The 15,483-nt window shown below is 42.2% G+C and carries 22 protein-coding genes and 1 pseudogene; 5 read left to right on the top strand and 18 right to left on the bottom strand.

Going from position 1 to position 15,483, the window contains the following annotated elements; all coding sequences use genetic code 11:
- The first annotated feature begins 120 nt into the window (after positions 1 to 120).
- Positions 121 to 1,905, top strand: a complete 1,785-nt coding sequence (locus tag ACXAHI_RS15725; RefSeq protein WP_474849428.1) for a M3 family oligoendopeptidase — start codon at positions 121 to 123, stop codon at positions 1,903 to 1,905.
- 261 nt (positions 1,906 to 2,166) lie between these two features.
- On the opposite strand, the gene ACXAHI_RS15720 is transcribed toward ACXAHI_RS15725, so the two are convergent.
- Entirely contained in the window at positions 2,167 to 2,538 is a 372-nt protein-coding gene (locus tag ACXAHI_RS15720; RefSeq protein WP_474849426.1) for a VOC family protein, read from the bottom strand.
- 138 nt (positions 2,539 to 2,676) lie between these two features.
- Here ACXAHI_RS15720 and ACXAHI_RS15715 point away from each other — a divergent pair, with 138 nt between their 5' ends.
- Positions 2,677 to 2,901: a hypothetical protein gene (locus ACXAHI_RS15715; RefSeq protein WP_474849424.1), complete on the top strand. Its 225-nt coding sequence runs from the start codon at positions 2,677 to 2,679 to the stop codon at positions 2,899 to 2,901.
- On the opposite strand, the gene ACXAHI_RS15710 is transcribed toward ACXAHI_RS15715, so the two are convergent.
- The 9 genes from ACXAHI_RS15710 to ACXAHI_RS15670 all read right to left on the bottom strand — a co-directional run bounded on the left by ACXAHI_RS15710 (position 2,898) and on the right by ACXAHI_RS15670 (position 10,586).
- Complete coding sequence (locus ACXAHI_RS15710) at positions 2,898 to 5,357, bottom strand: EAL domain-containing protein (protein WP_474849422.1); 2,460 nt, start codon at positions 5,355 to 5,357, stop codon at positions 2,898 to 2,900. The genes ACXAHI_RS15715 and ACXAHI_RS15710 overlap by 4 nt on opposite strands.
- A 355-nt stretch (positions 5,358 to 5,712) precedes the next feature.
- Positions 5,713 to 5,964, bottom strand: coding sequence for a hypothetical protein (locus ACXAHI_RS15705; RefSeq protein ID WP_474849420.1), 252 nt, complete (start codon positions 5,962 to 5,964; stop codon positions 5,713 to 5,715).
- A gap of 40 nt (positions 5,965 to 6,004) precedes the next feature.
- On the bottom strand, positions 6,005 to 6,451 hold the full coding sequence (locus ACXAHI_RS15700; RefSeq protein WP_474849418.1) for a hypothetical protein: 447 nt from the start codon (positions 6,449 to 6,451) through the stop codon (positions 6,005 to 6,007).
- Positions 6,448 to 6,708, bottom strand: coding sequence for a hypothetical protein (locus ACXAHI_RS15695; protein WP_474849416.1), 261 nt, complete (start codon positions 6,706 to 6,708; stop codon positions 6,448 to 6,450). The genes ACXAHI_RS15700 and ACXAHI_RS15695 overlap by 4 nt, the downstream gene beginning before the upstream one ends.
- Positions 6,709 to 6,784: 76 nt before the next feature.
- Positions 6,785 to 7,195, bottom strand: a complete 411-nt coding sequence (locus tag ACXAHI_RS15690) for a hypothetical protein (RefSeq protein ID WP_474849414.1) — start codon at positions 7,193 to 7,195, stop codon at positions 6,785 to 6,787.
- A gap of 24 nt (positions 7,196 to 7,219) precedes the next feature.
- On the bottom strand, positions 7,220 to 7,648 hold the full coding sequence (locus ACXAHI_RS15685) for an ester cyclase (RefSeq protein ID WP_474849412.1): 429 nt from the start codon (positions 7,646 to 7,648) through the stop codon (positions 7,220 to 7,222).
- Positions 7,649 to 7,861: 213 nt separating this feature from the next.
- Positions 7,862 to 8,392: a chromate transporter gene (locus ACXAHI_RS15680; RefSeq protein ID WP_474849410.1), complete on the bottom strand. Its 531-nt coding sequence runs from the start codon at positions 8,390 to 8,392 to the stop codon at positions 7,862 to 7,864.
- Positions 8,389 to 8,949, bottom strand: a complete 561-nt coding sequence (locus ACXAHI_RS15675) for a chromate transporter (RefSeq protein ID WP_474849408.1) — start codon at positions 8,947 to 8,949, stop codon at positions 8,389 to 8,391. Before ACXAHI_RS15675 ends, ACXAHI_RS15680 begins: the two co-directional genes overlap by 4 nt.
- A gap of 26 nt (positions 8,950 to 8,975) precedes the next feature.
- Positions 8,976 to 10,586: a gamma-glutamyltransferase family protein gene (locus ACXAHI_RS15670; RefSeq protein ID WP_474849406.1), complete on the bottom strand. Its 1,611-nt coding sequence runs from the start codon at positions 10,584 to 10,586 to the stop codon at positions 8,976 to 8,978.
- Between the two features lie 206 nt (positions 10,587 to 10,792).
- Between ACXAHI_RS15670 and ACXAHI_RS15665 the strand changes: the two genes are divergently transcribed.
- Positions 10,793 to 11,260 (top strand): Lrp/AsnC family transcriptional regulator, encoded by a 468-nt coding sequence (locus tag ACXAHI_RS15665; RefSeq protein WP_474849405.1) that lies wholly within the window; start codon positions 10,793 to 10,795, stop codon positions 11,258 to 11,260.
- 9 nt (positions 11,261 to 11,269) lie between these two features.
- Here ACXAHI_RS15665 and ACXAHI_RS15660 read toward each other — a convergent pair whose 3' ends face one another.
- Positions 11,270 to 11,548 (bottom strand): hypothetical protein, encoded by a 279-nt coding sequence (locus ACXAHI_RS15660; RefSeq protein ID WP_474849403.1) that lies wholly within the window; start codon positions 11,546 to 11,548, stop codon positions 11,270 to 11,272.
- Between the two features lie 246 nt (positions 11,549 to 11,794).
- Positions 11,795 to 11,863, bottom strand: a pseudogene (locus tag ACXAHI_RS15655) (YjcZ family sporulation protein); the annotation flags it as partial.
- Positions 11,864 to 12,070: 207 nt separating this feature from the next.
- On the opposite strand from ACXAHI_RS15655, the gene ACXAHI_RS15650 reads away from it, so the two are divergent.
- Together ACXAHI_RS15650 and ACXAHI_RS15645 are read left to right on the top strand one after the other, a co-directional pair.
- Positions 12,071 to 12,310, top strand: a complete 240-nt coding sequence (locus tag ACXAHI_RS15650; protein WP_474849401.1) for a hypothetical protein — start codon at positions 12,071 to 12,073, stop codon at positions 12,308 to 12,310.
- 187 nt (positions 12,311 to 12,497) lie between these two features.
- Positions 12,498 to 12,584: a YjcZ family sporulation protein gene (locus tag ACXAHI_RS15645; RefSeq protein WP_270182026.1), complete on the top strand. Its 87-nt coding sequence runs from the start codon at positions 12,498 to 12,500 to the stop codon at positions 12,582 to 12,584.
- Positions 12,585 to 12,774: 190 nt separating this feature from the next.
- On the opposite strand, the gene ACXAHI_RS15640 is transcribed toward ACXAHI_RS15645, so the two are convergent.
- The 6 genes from ACXAHI_RS15640 to ACXAHI_RS15615 all read right to left on the bottom strand — a co-directional run bounded on the left by ACXAHI_RS15640 (position 12,775) and on the right by ACXAHI_RS15615 (position 15,349).
- Positions 12,775 to 13,248 carry a DUF4489 domain-containing protein gene (locus ACXAHI_RS15640; protein WP_474849399.1) on the bottom strand — a complete coding sequence of 158 codons (474 nt, stop codon included), beginning with the start codon at positions 13,246 to 13,248 and terminating at the stop codon, positions 12,775 to 12,777.
- Positions 13,245 to 13,778, bottom strand: coding sequence for a DUF4489 domain-containing protein (locus ACXAHI_RS15635; protein ID WP_474849398.1), 534 nt, complete (start codon positions 13,776 to 13,778; stop codon positions 13,245 to 13,247). Before ACXAHI_RS15635 ends, ACXAHI_RS15640 begins: the two co-directional genes overlap by 4 nt.
- Positions 13,775 to 14,263 (bottom strand): DUF4489 domain-containing protein, encoded by a 489-nt coding sequence (locus ACXAHI_RS15630; protein ID WP_474849396.1) that lies wholly within the window; start codon positions 14,261 to 14,263, stop codon positions 13,775 to 13,777. The genes ACXAHI_RS15635 and ACXAHI_RS15630 overlap by 4 nt, the downstream gene beginning before the upstream one ends.
- Before the next feature lie 96 nt (positions 14,264 to 14,359).
- Complete coding sequence (locus ACXAHI_RS15625) at positions 14,360 to 14,566, bottom strand: hypothetical protein (RefSeq protein ID WP_474849394.1); 207 nt, start codon at positions 14,564 to 14,566, stop codon at positions 14,360 to 14,362.
- 97 nt (positions 14,567 to 14,663) lie between these two features.
- The gene (locus ACXAHI_RS15620; RefSeq protein ID WP_474849392.1) at positions 14,664 to 15,125 is read right to left on the bottom strand and encodes a GNAT family N-acetyltransferase; all 462 of its coding nucleotides are present in this window, start codon (positions 15,123 to 15,125) and stop codon (positions 14,664 to 14,666) included.
- Positions 15,126 to 15,151: 26 nt separating this feature from the next.
- A complete protein-coding gene (locus ACXAHI_RS15615; protein ID WP_474849390.1) occupies positions 15,152 to 15,349 on the bottom strand; it encodes a hypothetical protein in 198 nt (65 codons plus the stop codon).
- Positions 15,350 to 15,483: the final 134 nt, after the last annotated feature.

Raw genomic sequence — 15,483 nt, 5'->3', positions numbered from 1 at the left:
CACCTCACACCTTCATTTTACACTACATACAAAACTATCATAATTTTCTCTCAAATACATGAAATTTCTTCCTTTTTCTAGTAACCTAGTACATAGAGTGGAAAAAAAGGGGGATTTTCGATGGAACATACATTAACAAAACGATGGGATTTAGACAGTATTTATCCTGGGGGAAAGCACTCTGACAAACTACATCAGCACTTCAATGAACTAGAGAGCGAGATACCAGTTTTAATCGACCAGATGCATTGGCCTCTCCCTACAAGAGAGGTTGAGCAGCTTTTACAAAAGGTTCAGCACATCATCTTGAAGGCTTTTCAAATCGATGAGTATTGCATTTGCCTTTCTTCAGAAGATACCAATGATCAAGAATCGATGAAGTTGACGGAGAGAAGCACGAAGCTTCAAACGAAAGTGAAAACGTTAAAAGCGGAACTTGATGGCTTGTTTTCAAAACTAAATGAAGAAGAATGGCATCAGTTATTGGAATGTGATTCACTTCAATCCGTTAAGCCTTACCTTTTAGAGAAAAAACAAAGCAAAAAGCTGCCACAGTCAATTGAAAATGCGATCAACACGCTCTCGATCAACGGCATTCATGGTTGGGAAGATCATTTTGAACAGCTTGTATACAAGCTAGAAGTGCCTCTTTCTGAAGGAGATGAGACGAAGAATCTATCACTATACGAAGCATTCATCGTATCTCATTTTGATCATAACCGGGACAAGAGGGAATCTGCTAGTAAAGCGATCCGTCAGGTGCTCGAGCAACAAAAAGATACCGTTGCGTCGATCTTCAATCACTTTGCTGGATTTCGCCTTGATACATACGCATTAAAAGGCTACGAAAAGACGCAAGCCGAATTCTATGAAAAGAATCGGATCGGCGAAGAAGCGATCTCAAGCATGATGAATGCTCTTCGTGAACATAACGAGCAGGAACAGCGTTTCCTACAAAGGAAAGCTGAGCTTATGGACCTTGAGAAACTCAGTTACTACGATATCGATGTCCCGTACTTTTCTTCAAAAGCAAGCATCGATTATGAGCAAGCGGCAGAAATCGTGAAAAAGCAGTTTCATCGATTTAGTGAGGATATGGGGACGTTCGCCGAGCGTGCGTTTGATGAACAGTGGATCGATGCAGAGAAGAGAAAGACGAAGCAGTTCGGTGCATTCTGTGCTGAGATGCCGCTAGAGAATCAAAGTCGTATCCTACTTTCCTTTAACGGTGATTATCAAGATGTCGTAACGCTAGCCCACGAACTCGGGCATGCTTATCACAATTCGATTCTACAAAAGGAACAAGCATTTTCACAAGAAACCGGTTCTGCCCTTGCCGAGAGCGCTTCAACGTTCGCTGAAAACCTTGTTCTAGACGCTGCCATCCAACATGCCGAGACAGTAGAAGATCAACTGTCACTGCTCGAAATGAAGATTACGAATGGAAACAAATACATCTCTAACATCCCTTATACATTCGACTTTGAGAAGCAGTTTTATGAAAAGCGTAAATCAAACAAGCTCAGTGCTGACGAGCTTTCAGACCTTATGGTTGATACGGAAAAGCGCTGGACGAATCATGCGTTAGCAGAATACAATCCATACAATTGGATGACGATTTCACATTATTACTCTCCTGAAAAACCGTTCTACACCCTTTCGTATACGGTCGGCTACCTTTTCAGCAACGGAATCTACGTACGATCGAAGCAAGGGAGCGAAGGGTTCTCCGACGAGTATGTAGAGCTTCTTCGACACACAGGTAAAATGTCGATCGAAGAGCTAGGCGCAACGTTTCTTAACGAGGATCTTACTAAAAGTGAATTCTGGAAACAGTCTCTAAAGCCGATCAACGACGCAATCGATCAGTTTATCGAACTAACAGATAAGTATGTGAAGGAGTAACCCCCTCAAAAGAAGCCCCTCGTATCATGTGAGGGGCTTCTTTCAATCTATTTACGGCGCACTTTCTTATCATAGAGCGATACAGCCCATAGAGAGGCAATCCCCATAAAAAAGATACCTAACCCTGCGAAAAATGCACCGATGTATAACAAGCCCATCTACTTAACCTCCTAGTGGTGTAGCTTTTTAATAAACGTGCAAATGAAAAGCAGTTCGCAAAGGATACCGCGTACGATATCCCTTTGCCGAACTGCTTAAAATTTATCGATGCTGATCGAGAAGAATTGGATTTCCATCAGGATCTTCAAGGGTGATGCTTGCAGGACCTTCACTAGATTCATCCGCTTCAGAAATCAATTCGATGCCGCTTTCTTTCAGATGCTTCTGCAAATCACGGATATCTGTGAAGGAATCCAGGTTCTCCGCATTTTCATCCCATCCTGGATTGAACGTGAGGATATTTTTATCAAACATGCCCTGAAATAAGCCGATGATGCAATTGCCATTCTTCATGATGAGGTAATTGTGAGACATATCTCCACCCATGTCACTAAAGCCAAGTTTCTCATAAAACGCCTTTGACTTCTCAAGGTCTTTTACCGTTAAACTGATCGAGAATGCTCCTAAATTCATAGTTCCTCCTTATGTATACCGTATTTTAACGAGCTTTCACTTTCACTTATTCAATAAAAAGAGCGTTACTCCTTCTTTTATCTAGACATGCACCTATTTTACCTCATTCAATATGATGGAGGTGAAGGAGTGTTGCCCATGCATTGGCACCAGAAGATCCAATATTTGATCGGTCAACCTGTTGGCATCTCATTAACGAATGGACAGGGAACGTCAGGCGTATTATGCGGAACGTCACAAGGTAAAGTGCTTGTGATGGAATATTTGTATCAATCCCAATTCGCTTTAAAGCAATATGATTTTGCCATGATTCAAGATATTAACGGATTTCCACCATGTCAAAACCAACAACCGTTATATTAGCTGGAGGCCTCTTGATTGAGAGGCTCCTTTTGTATCGTTAGTTTAGCTTCAATTCCTTTATTTATAAACTTCGCTGCAATCTGTTGTTGCGGCAATGGTGGACTACATAGATATCCCTGGTACTCATGGCATTTGCTTTCTGTGATTCGATCTAACTGCTCAGGCGTTTCGATACCTTCAGCGATCACATTCAAACCAAGCTTCAGAGCCATATGCACGATTGTCTCCACAACAGCTTTGTCCCTTTGACTCTCATGAATGGCTTGCGTGAACGATCGGTCAATTTTCAACGTATCTAATGGAAAGTCTTTTAAATAACTAAGAGAAGAATAACCAGTTCCAAAATCATCTAGTGATAGCTTGACACCCATCATTTTCAAACGATGCATGGTAGGAATTGCGCGGCCAGGATCTTGAACACTACTTTCTGTTAGTTCAAGCTCTAAATAAGATGGATCTAAATTGGTTTCTTTCAAAGTCGCCTTGACGATGTCAGGAAAATTTGGCTGTTTAAACTGGATTGCAGAAATGTTCACTGAAATATGAGTCAACGTGTGATCGTCATCTACCCATTCCTTAAATTTAAGGCAAGCTTCCCGTAAGATCCACTCTCCCATCGGAATGATTAAGTTAGCTTCTTCAGCGAGAGGAATAAATTCTCCTGGTGATACAAGACCGAGCACAGGATGATTCCAGCGAACGAGTGCTTCAAATCCTATAACCTTCTGTGTGGCCACATTGACCTGCGGTTGATAATAAACTTCTAGCTCTTCTCGTTCAATCGCTTTACGTAGGCCGGTTTCAATCATCATTTTTCTTGAAATGACTTGATCAAGCTCCTTCGTAAAAAAGGAATACTGACTCCCGCCTTCCTTCTTCGCTTCATACATAGCGGTATCCGCATGTTTTAACAACATGTCCGCATCCGTACCGTCCTTAGGATATAAGCTGATGCCAACGGATGTTGAAGTATAGAGTTCTAAATTATCAATTAGGAACGGTTCAGCGATTGCTTGAATAATTTCCTTCGCTACTTTTCTTCCCTGATCCTCATTCGTTTCTGTTAATACGATCACGAATTCATCTCCGCTTTGTCTTGCTAATAAATCGTATGAAGTGAGACATGACTGCGTTCGGCTGGCAACTTTTTTCAAGAGTTGATCCCCTACCCGATGCCCGTACACATCATTTATTTGCTTAAAACGATCTAAATCTAAAAACATCACAGCGATGGGTTTAGCATGATCAGCGGCTTCTTCAATACATGAAGATAAGTGATCATACAGCATCCTTCTGTTTGGCAAATGCGTTAAGTCATCACGATAGACGAGCTCTTCTATACGCTTTTGGCTTTCGATTCGTTCTGTGATATTTCGAATGATTCCTGTAAAGTAAACATCCGCTCCATCTTTGATCGTTGATAATGAAAGTTCGATTGGAAAGGCACGGCCGGATTTATGTATGCCTTCTAGTTCAACAGTCTGTCCTGTTCGTTCATCGTTTCCCTCTCCCTGATCCTGGTGCGCATTTTGAAAACCAGTTGGCAAGATTTTCTCAAGAGGTGCCTCGATGACTTCCTTCGAATGATACCCAAAAATTCTCTCCGCAGCTTTATTCCAAGATAAGATGTTTCCATCATGGTCAGCAGTAATGACGGCATCATTCGCGGATTCGATGATCGAACGATGCATACGGTCAATAATCGCGAAACGATGATTGCTATCTTCAATCCTTGCCTGGTATTTAATGACGATGACAGTAAACGCCATGATTAATAAAACGCCACCAACGACTAGGTAGCCTAATGTATCTTGATCGATGCTAGAATCCATTTGAGGAAGAATAGCTACGCTCATTCCGTCAAAGGACGCCGCTGCCATCCCTGTATAATGCATCCCTGTGATCGCGACCCCCATAACGACTGCACTTGTCCATAGCCTCCACTTGCATTCTGTTTGAGCACACGAAAGAAAAAGTTTTAAGGCAATATAGGAAGCAATAAGTGCAATGCCGCCGGAGAGCGCTACCATCTTAGAATCGTATGTAATCGTAGCCGCCATCTCCATAGACGCCATTCCGATATAGTGCATCGAAACAATACCCATGCCTATTAGACCGGAAACGGCTAGATGTGTACTCGTTTTATTAATCTCTAAACTGATCACGTAAAACGCAATCGCACTCGAGACGATGGAGAGAAGGATGCTGATCGACATTAATAACGGGTCGTAAGTCACCGCCATATGGGTGTGATAAGCGAGCATTCCAACGAAATGCATCGACCAAATCCCAGCACCTAAGGTAAAACTACCTATCGATACCCAAACGATTCGATCGTTCCCTTTCGAACCTTGTAGACGGCTCACGATATGTAACGAAGTAAAAGCAGATAGGACCGCAATTGCGAAAGACAATGATACCAACCAAAAATTATACTGACTAAACTGATCCCCCATCACCCATCTCTCCCTAATCCCTAACGACGTTTTTCGATAGGTTATAACTAACCTAACTCCCTATTACAAGGAAGGATGAACGTTCTCCCCTTGTAGGTTGCTAGTGTTTAATCTTATCATTAGATTTGTATAACGACTATTTTGTAGGTGAAGCAAATGTGTTTTCCTCCGTTGGTAAATCTTCCAATACAAACGATTGGAACGGACTTTATCAACAAAACTCACCAAACCATATTCTACCATACTAAAGCATATAAAAATGCCCTGTATTAAGATACAGGACATTTTACATACGTACGCTAAACCCTCTCATGACGGAGTTCGACATCAATCGAGCTAAACCGGGTGGTACCTGTCACCTAAAGTATAGCGCAACCGATGTCACGGTTAGTCCAAAAGCAAACATAATTCCTCCAGCGACTATAAAGTTGTTGATAAAGCCCTGGACAGCAATATGGTAATACTCCGTATTTGCCCCACCTTCTTCAGCTAACCAGTTCTCAGCTATCGCTGTACCGAAATCCACACTAAAGAAAAGCATGATTATGCCAATTACTCCTATTAATGAACCTAAAATCAAGGCAGCTCGAAGCTTATCTTGATCCATCGTATACCTCCTGACTTGTCAACGATCCCATATCCCAACCCTAAAGTGAATACTGTATAACTTCCTTAATGTCATTGATGCTCCCAACCAACATTAAAGTTGGGAAAAGCATGAATGCCCCAGCCTGAAGCAAGCAGCTTTTAAGAGAACGCCTTCTAAAAAAGTCAATTCCTGCCCAAAAAATCGCCACGATTACCGACGTGAAGAAAAAGAAATAGTCTTGCGGCAGTTGTTCGATTCGCTCACTCAGGAAAGTCATCTTCCACTCATTCCCTTCTTCCGGGCGATAGATGATCTTTTCATCTTTCATTCCGATAATTGTATAAGATTGTAGGGTCGCTTTGTCTTCTGTTGATTCTATCAATTCGTAACCATTAGGTGCGAACCCAATCGGATACGCAATAAAGTAAGACGCTGAAATCGAAATGATTAAAAATCCTATGTAAAAAAGAACAAGCCTGACTTTCCTTAAGTGTTCTTCACTCATGTTTCACACCACATGCTATCTGACTCACACCCACACTCGTACTCTTTAAACGTAAATTCTCTATGTAACGTGATAGTTTTAAAATCACTCGTCTCTGACACATAAACTCTTACCAGTGGAGCAACATCTTGCTTCGCAAGTGCCTTTACCCGAACTTCCATTTCTGCCGGGAAATCAATAGGGTACTCATTCATATCGATAAATAAATCATTGTGCTCACAAACATCATAGGTCACAGCTTGGTAATACTTTTTCATAGCGTCTCTTCCTCACTCTTAAGAGTTTTGTAGACTTCATTACACTAGAACACGATGCGTTTAACATACACTTACGTTATAACGCTAAAAATACAACCGTTAGTACACTAACCGAAAGGGTTGAGATCTTCCAGCTCCTATATCCTAAATATGCAGCGATTCGATCTGTCAAAAAGTAAAACAATGCGACCAGCATTAATGGGAACCCGATAATCAATCCAAAGAGTGCATGAAAGATACCAGAGAGGAAGATCTTTATATAGATTTTATCTTTCACTATGAAATTAGCAATTGCATCACTCAAGATAGAGGCTACAATTCCATATAAAAAAACACCTATAAATAAGAAAAAATACATGATACTAAGCCCAGTTAAATAGTCTAGTTCACGATATAGAAATGGTGTGAATAAGAAAGAACAACATAGAATCGTGATACAAGCTGATAGAAATTTTCTAGCGTATGCGATTTCTGAAGGTTGTTTCAAATGACTAGCTCCTATCAAGTCAGATTAAAAGATTCTATGCGTATTGCTCTCCAATGCCCCTAGATTGAAAAGAATCGCCGCATCACTGTTTTCACACCACAGTTCACGTACCTTGTCTCCTTCAAAATAAAATATCATAATGCCTGTTTCCTTCACTCGCTGATCATCTGAAGGAATGTTAAACCAGCCACCTTTATAGGTCATCCATCCCGTATAGCGCACCACTAACTTTTGATCTTGTTCGATTAAGTCATTGATTTTCCACTCATCTTCTTGGAAGACAGATCGGTACCATTCCATGAACTCTTTCATCTTTTCTTTTGAGTTCTCACCGGTATGTGAATGGAAGACGAAATCCTCAGTCGTCAGTTCATCTAAAGCATCTAAATTTCCTTCTGTAAAATAGTCATTGAACCATCTTTCAGCAATTCGTTTTTTAGAGGCACTAATCATGGTTGGTTCCTCCCTTTCGCTTAATTACGTTTTGTTCTTTAAAACCTATTAGTGAGTTCATCCGTTTACCCACATTTTACCATACATCGCTAGTAAAACCTTACTCTGTTTAGAAGTCTTAAAAGCAAATAAAAATGCCCTGTGCTAGTGCACAGGGCAATGAAGCTATTCGACACCAATCGAGCTAAAACGGGTGGTACCTGTCACCCTAAGTCACCCTAAGAACACGGCGCCATATACAAGGGAGCCCACGATTACGAAGGCAGGGTGTACCTTCATCCGTTCCATCAGTATGAAGCTGACGGCGATGAGAAAGATCGTTTGCAATAAGCCCGCTCCTTCGTAAGAGCTTGCAAAGAATTGAAACGCCATAACGCCCAGTAAAATAGCAACCGTAGGTCTGATGAGCGCTGTCATCAGCTTGACCTTCGGTGAATCCTTAAATTTATAGAGAATACTCAATAAGACAACCATTAAGATGAGCGACGGAGCGACCGTTGCGAAAACGCCTACGAATGCACCGAGGACTCCTCCTTGTTGAAATCCAATATATCCAGCCATCTTTGTCGCAATTGGCCCCGGTAACGCGTTCGCCATTGCGAGCATCTCACTGAACTCGTTCACACTCATCCACCCGAAGCGCCCGACTACTTCATTCTCGACGAGGGGAATCGATGCGGGTCCGCCCCCATAGCCTAAAATTCCAGGTATGAAAAAGGCGACGAAGATCTCCCAATAAATCATGACGCCTCCCCTCCTTTTTCATCTTTCTTTGAAGGCTTAAGAAGCGCATAAAGCAACAACACCCCGATGACGATTCCAGGATGAACACCAGCGATTTCAATCACTAGAAACGAGACGAGCGTCATCACGATCGTAAGGATCCAACCTAATTTCCCCTGAGCTTTTCGAAAGAAGTCATACGTTAATACGGCAAGCATTACACCGACAACCGGAACAACCGCCTGCGTCATTCCCTGAACCCAGGCTTTGTCACGGAAACTAGATAAAAAGGTTAAAAGAACGATCATGATCGTAATCGTTGGTACGATCGTTGCCAATACGGCATTCATCATTCCGGTGATTCCGGCAACGCGGTGACCGATGTAGCCGGCCATCTTCGTCGCTATTGGACCTGGTAACGAATTACCTAGTGCAAGAATATCCGCAAACTCATCATCACTAAGCCATTTATACTTTTCGACCACTTCTTTATGCACAAGAGGAATAGAAGATGGCCCACCTCCATATCCGAGCATCCCCACTCTAAAAAAGGCAAGGAATAGCTGCCACTGCTTCATGATGTACCACCTTTCTACTTCTCGCGTTAGTAAGCTGCGATTGAACCATCTGTTCGAGATTCGGTTCCACCGTACAGTGTACCAGTTTGGTGGTCCCGCCAAATAATTTGTCCTCTTCCAAACGCACCTTTTTCGAGCTGAACGTCAATCTCATGTCCTTTTCTGCTGAGTGATTCAGCAAGGTATGGTGGGAATGTAGATTCAACCCATACCTTCTTCCCCTCGGTCCATTGCCACCTCGGTGCATCGAGAGCCGCTTGTGGATTCAGGTGAAAATCGATTAGATTTGAAACGACCTGTACATGACCTTGCGGCTGCATAAAGCCACCCATGACACCAAACGGCCCGACGGCTTCCCCATCCTTCGTAAGAAATCCTGGGATAATCGTATGGTACGTACGCTTACCGCCTTTTAGCGCGTTGTCGTGCTCTTCATTCATAGAAAAATTATGCCCTCGATTTTGCAGGGCAATTCCTGTACCTGGTACGACCAATCCTGAACCGAAGCCCATATAGTTACTTTGAATGAAGGACACCATATTGCCTTCAGAATCAGCCGTTGATAAATACACCGTCCCCCCTTTTGGAGGCTCACCTGGTGCCGGCATCAACGCTTCGTCAGAGATGAGCTTTCTACGTTCATCACCGTACTCTTTTGATAACAACCCTTGCACAGAAACTGACATCTCACTTTGTTCAGTAATGTACTTCTGTCCATCCGCAAACCCAAGCTTCAGCGCTTCAATTTGCTTATGATATGTTTCGACCGAGTCTTTATGATCGAACTCGAATCCGTTCAATATGTTAAGTGCAGATAGTGCGATCAGCCCTTGGCCGTTTGGAGGGATTTCCCACACATCATAGCCCTTATAGTAAACGGAGATTGGGTCAACCCACTCCGGTTTATAAGAAGCCAGGTCTTCCTTCGTTAAATACCCGTCAAATTCTTTTGAAAAAGATGCGATCTTATCAGCTAGTTCACCTTTATAAAACGATTCTGCGTTCGTTTCACCAATTTTTCGTAACGTGTCTGCGTGCCCTTGAGACCTCCACACATCACCTACTTCAGGCGGTTTACCAATCGGCGCAAACGTTTCGAACCAATGTTCAAACTCTTTATCCGTCAGCGCTTCTCGAAACTGTTCGAACGCGTTTTTCCAGAACTTCGCTAACACCGGAGATAATGGATACCCTTCTTCTGCATAGCGTACTGCAGGTTCAAGTGTTTCTTTAAGAGAAAGCTTTCCGAACTCGCGAGACAACTCCGCCCATGTTCCCGGAGCCCCTGGAACGGTGACAGGCACCCATCCATACTTTGGAATCTCATCATAGCCTCTCCTTTTTAATGAATCGATTGAAATCGATGCCGGCGCAGGACCGCTCCCATTCAGTCCGTAAAGCTTTCCTTTCGTCCAAACAAGCGCAAACGCATCACCACCGATACCGTTTGATGTCGGTTCAACAACAGTAAGCGTTGCGGCCGTTGCAATCGCAGCATCGATCGCATTGCCCCCTTTTTTCAATATATCGAGGCCCACTTGAGCCGCAAGAGGCTGAGACGTTGCGACCATGCCTTTGTTGGCGACGGTCGTCATCCGTTGAGACGTATAAGGATGGTGAAGATAGTCGGTAGTCATCGTTAATAAGCTCCTTTCATTCTCTGTTTGCTCATTCACTTATTTTCAATTTGATTATATTTGTTCATATATTTATACTTTTTGTTAATCAAATATGTTATTTTAATTAACAAACGGATACTCCCAATTATAGATGAAATGTTTTGAAAATTGAATCCTTTTTTTATAAAATGGTCGTTACAAAAATCGAGTTAGGATGTGAAACGATGAAAGATGGCGGAAAGCTCAAGATCGATGACATCGATAAGCGAATCATCGAGCTGCTTGTAGAGGATGGCCGTATGTCTTACGCGGACATCGGAAAAGAATTAGACCTGTCTCGTGTCTCGGTGAGGTCTCGTGTGAATCAGCTTATGGAATGTGGGGTGATCGAGAAATTTTCATGTGTGGTAAACAGTGAAAAAGTAGGGAAAGGGGTGTCAGCCTTTTTCGAGGTGGATTGTGAACCGAGGGCGCTCGTTGAGGTGGCAGAAAACCTGGCAAACAATCCATATGTTGCGAGCTGTTATCAAATGACAGGGCCGAGCACACTTCATATGCACGTACTTGTACAGGATTTTATTGAATTAGAGTCGTTTGTAAACAATGAATTGTATGCACTTGAGGGAATTACAAGAGTGGAATCGCATATCTTGCTAAGAAGATTTAAGAGCAGGAGTGGATTAAAGTTATAGTTTAAGCCTTTAAACAGTAACTGCTTTTTTATGATCATCTCTTTTTAAACAAATCTCTATGTAAAGATGGGTCATGATGTAAGAAAGTGTTTTCTTACTCAAAAGGATATCAGGTGATCTCCATATCGTTCGATAAAAATCTGTTATCGTTGCCTCAATTACCGCTTCATCTAACCCCATGTTTACGGCGATTCGATAAAGATGGGTATCATATTGATCATAGAGGAGTGAAAGTGCGTCCTTCTCCTTATTCATGATGCGCGTAATCAGATCAAGATCTGAAATCATTTTTACTCCTCCTAGGTACCGAATACTATGATAAATTCCCTATTCCGAAAAACTCAAACTAAAGATATTTGAATTCAAGATTTTTTTATATAAAAAGAGGGCGCCACTGGCACCCTCTTTTTGTACGGACCTTTTTGTATGTTTGGTCCGATTCTTCCGGCCTTAGTAGCCGTATCCGCCACCGTATCCGCAGCCTTTTCCATATGCAGGCGCTACATTGTTACATCCGTAAGCACCGCCAAGTGCAGCTGCACCTACGATGATTAGAAGGATAAACAATACAACGATCAAAGCAAAGCCTTTTCCAGCTCCACCTCTGTATACTCCTTGAACATCACACTTTTCACTCATTCTGATTCCCCCCTTTTCATTTCTTTACAGCGTATGAAATGGGTGAATGGTTTGTTCGGGCACTAAGCAAATTTATATTTTTAATTGGATACCGGCTACCCGTCCATGCGAATGATGGCTTGGTTACATAAACTAGTACCGAATACTACGAATTATAGAAGAGGTGAAATTATGTCTTATCAAGATCATTTCGGTAGTAACGTTGGCAGATGCGTAGAAATTCGCTGTCATGACGGAAATGTCTACCGCGGGTATGTTGATCACTGTGACGGTGACCATGTCTACCTTCGTCCATTAGACGGTGGAGATAGTGGCCCAGGGTATGGAAGCTACTTTTTCTTCGGTGCTGCGCTTATCGCAGTAGCGTTCGCTTCGATCGCTGCTTTTAGCTACGGCCCTTTCTTCTGGTAATCTAGAAGTAGCCTTTAGTAGATTAGATAATCTTATTCGTCGCACCCCTCACCTCCCGGATCAGGATCCGAGAGGTTTCTTTTTTTATAAAACTAGTTTTAGCTTGTCTTCACATCTTTCAAACTTCTACATAATCTAGTAGTAAGAGAGGGAATTTCCTCTTATTTAGGATTTGGGAGGGATATTCATGTCAGGATACAACAAAAACTTCGCGTTGATCGTGGTATTGTTCATTTTGTTGATCATCGTTGGTACTGCTTACTGTAAATGGTAAGATTTTATAAAGGGAAGGCACCTAAATAGGTGCCTTCCTTCGTATTGAATAGTGGGGAATTTTGTTTCGCGGATATAATCTCGTTTTAGCGGATATAATTTGATATTAGCAGATAAATAGCGAAAAGCGCGGATATATCCTGGTTATCGCGGATATCATGAATTTTTCGCGGATATCCATATCCATTACGCTAACGTTGATCCATTCCACTCATCACAATGCCAGAAAACTCCTCATCATCGATCACAAAACGCACGTTATTCGTCACGATTTCAACGAGCTGCATACGATACATAACTGGACTAGAAAAATGATTACAATCGCAGTTATTAAAGACGATCGGTTCGATTGTCTTCGTACTCGGAACATCCGTCGGAATAATTTCAGCACCCTCGAACTGCCATTCTTCGAGTACCGTCGTTTTCTTTGTGGCTTTCGGTGTTCTTACCAACTGAAAACAGAGGCTAATGATAGGCTCAACACCCTCAGTAACGAACCTTATATTCAACGAATAATTCAATAGCACGCAAGGAGACGAAACGGTGCGAGGATTCACCACAACTTTTGCGAGCGTAATCGGTGGATTTTTTCTAGAGAGCTCTGAAGGAATCTTTTTCTTAAGAATCTCACCGCACGCTAATGTTGGAATGCCAAATTCCTTCATATTCTTTCATCCTCCCTTTTAATCGGGGCAGGAAAAACGAGTCCCGTCATGCTCTTGTTCGTAATATCGTAAAAGGATGATTTCGATACATTTGCTTTTACAAGAAAAAGTGTATACGTACACGTCCTCATCGGCGGATTCTCGTCACAAAAATTGTAGACGAGCGGCTCCTTTATATCAGTAGGAGATGGCAGCTGCCTTTGAAACGAATACTCTCTTAACGGTACTTTCATTGAGGAACATTCACGCACCAGACGAAACACAAGGTTGTTGAATGCCCCCGCTTCTCTTAGGGCTGATGTGATAAAACAAGAGAAATTAATAAGAACATTCGTAGGTAGCGAACTCTTCACCGTGATCGAAACACGCGTTAAAGGTACAGGTCGATCATTTTGAGAAAGTTCAAAAGGTAACACTGGATTAAATACTTTTCCGCACGCAATAAAAGGTGTTACGTATCGTTGCTCATTGGACTTCACGCTTGAGACAGGCTTATACGACTTAACAACAGAAGGACGCTTTTTTCTCATCGAGCTCCCTTCCTTTCATGCTGAGACTCACCAGTGATGGCAGTCGCTGTAAAGCTTTGATTTTGAAGACGATAGCTTCGAACGCCATTCGTCTCAATCTCAATAATCTGAATGTGATACGCGAGCTTCCTTCTCCCCCTCTTCAAGCAATCACAGTTATTAAGAACCGTCGGCTGTACAGCATTTAGATCTCCGAATCCCACTCGATCGGTAGCATTGTATAGAAACTCCCATTCTTGTAAAATCTGTTCGTCTCTAACCCCTTTTCTAATCAGTCGATAACAAATACGCAGTTTCGGATTCAATCCGAATAGCGTAAACTGGATAAACTCTGAATACTTCGTTAGTACACATGGGGTTTGTATCGATTTCAAATCGACGAAAACCTCGGCAATGGTGATTGGAGGCTCACTTCGATCAAGCTTCTCTGGCAAATCCTGAGCGAACGTTTTTCCGCAACTTAATAAAGGTAGTCCACTTTTCAATAAAATTCCCACCCTTCATCGATACGCTATTACTATCAGCCTATGCGAATGGTTAAGGGCTTTACGACTATATTGAAGCAAATAAAAAGAACTTCCCTAACGAGGCAAGTTCTGATTTGCACGATGGATTCGATTACGTCTTACTGCGAAGACAATCGCAGTGACCTGACTCGCCAGTGCCAATAGCCAACCGATTACAGATGAGAAAGGAACAACATCACTTAATGCCATACCACCTGCGATGAAGGCAGGTGCAAGCATGAGGAAGAAAATGGTATAGTTACGATTCTTACTTATCGTCATGTAAAACACCCTCCATTTAAATTTAGTTTTTTTAAAATGCACACGCAACTATGGGCTGTGGCTGCTATAATACTGTCCAGTGTGTCCACCGCTAGCCTCAGCACTCATAACGCATCTTCAAAAATTCATATGTACTCCCATTCGTATCCTGCATATAATTTTCTACATCTTGAAAGCCTACATTTCGATACAGTGAAATCGCTCGCTGATTAAAGGTGGCGACGGCAAGCGTGATTACGTTTGGTTCATATGTAGATTTTACAAATGAAATTCCAGCCTCCAAAAACGCTTTTCCATACCCTCTTCCAGTAAGATCCGGCCTCATCCCTAATCCGATGTCGATCGTGTCAGCAATCTGGTTCGCACTAAAGAACCCGATCAGATCATCGTTATTCACCACAGCGTACATCGATTCTCCACGCGTTTTCGGATCAAGAAATTCTGCAAGATCCTCTTCATCGGCTTCCATGTCATAGAAAGAATACTTTCCATCATAATGCCAGTTACGCGCGATTTCCTCAGCTTGATTTTGTGTCATCACGTTAAATTCGTAATTCATTAGTGAACTTCCCCTTTTAAAAATCGTTACATGATCCAACTTGCGATGATTTCAACCAATCCAAACCCTACAGCAATCACCCCACCGATCAATAGACCGGTCAACAGTGACTTTATCATACTAAAAACAATGTTTGATGGTTGCTCTTCATTTGCCTCTTCCATCTTCCCTAATCGATGGTTTATTTCTCTCAATTCTTCAAGAATCTTTTCGTCTGTGTTCATTCCTTCACCGTTCCTCCTAAGGCGTAAAACATGCTCTACTCTTAATTTTTCCAAACTATTCCATATACCACAATATTATTTTCTTTTTCATAGAGATAACTTCTCATCACTTTGATAGATCACATACAGCAACA

Source organism: Anaerobacillus sp. ABD4_527, assembly GCF_056160805.1.
The sequence above is the reverse complement of the archived record's forward strand: the minus strand, read 5'-3'. Positions and strand labels throughout refer to the sequence as shown.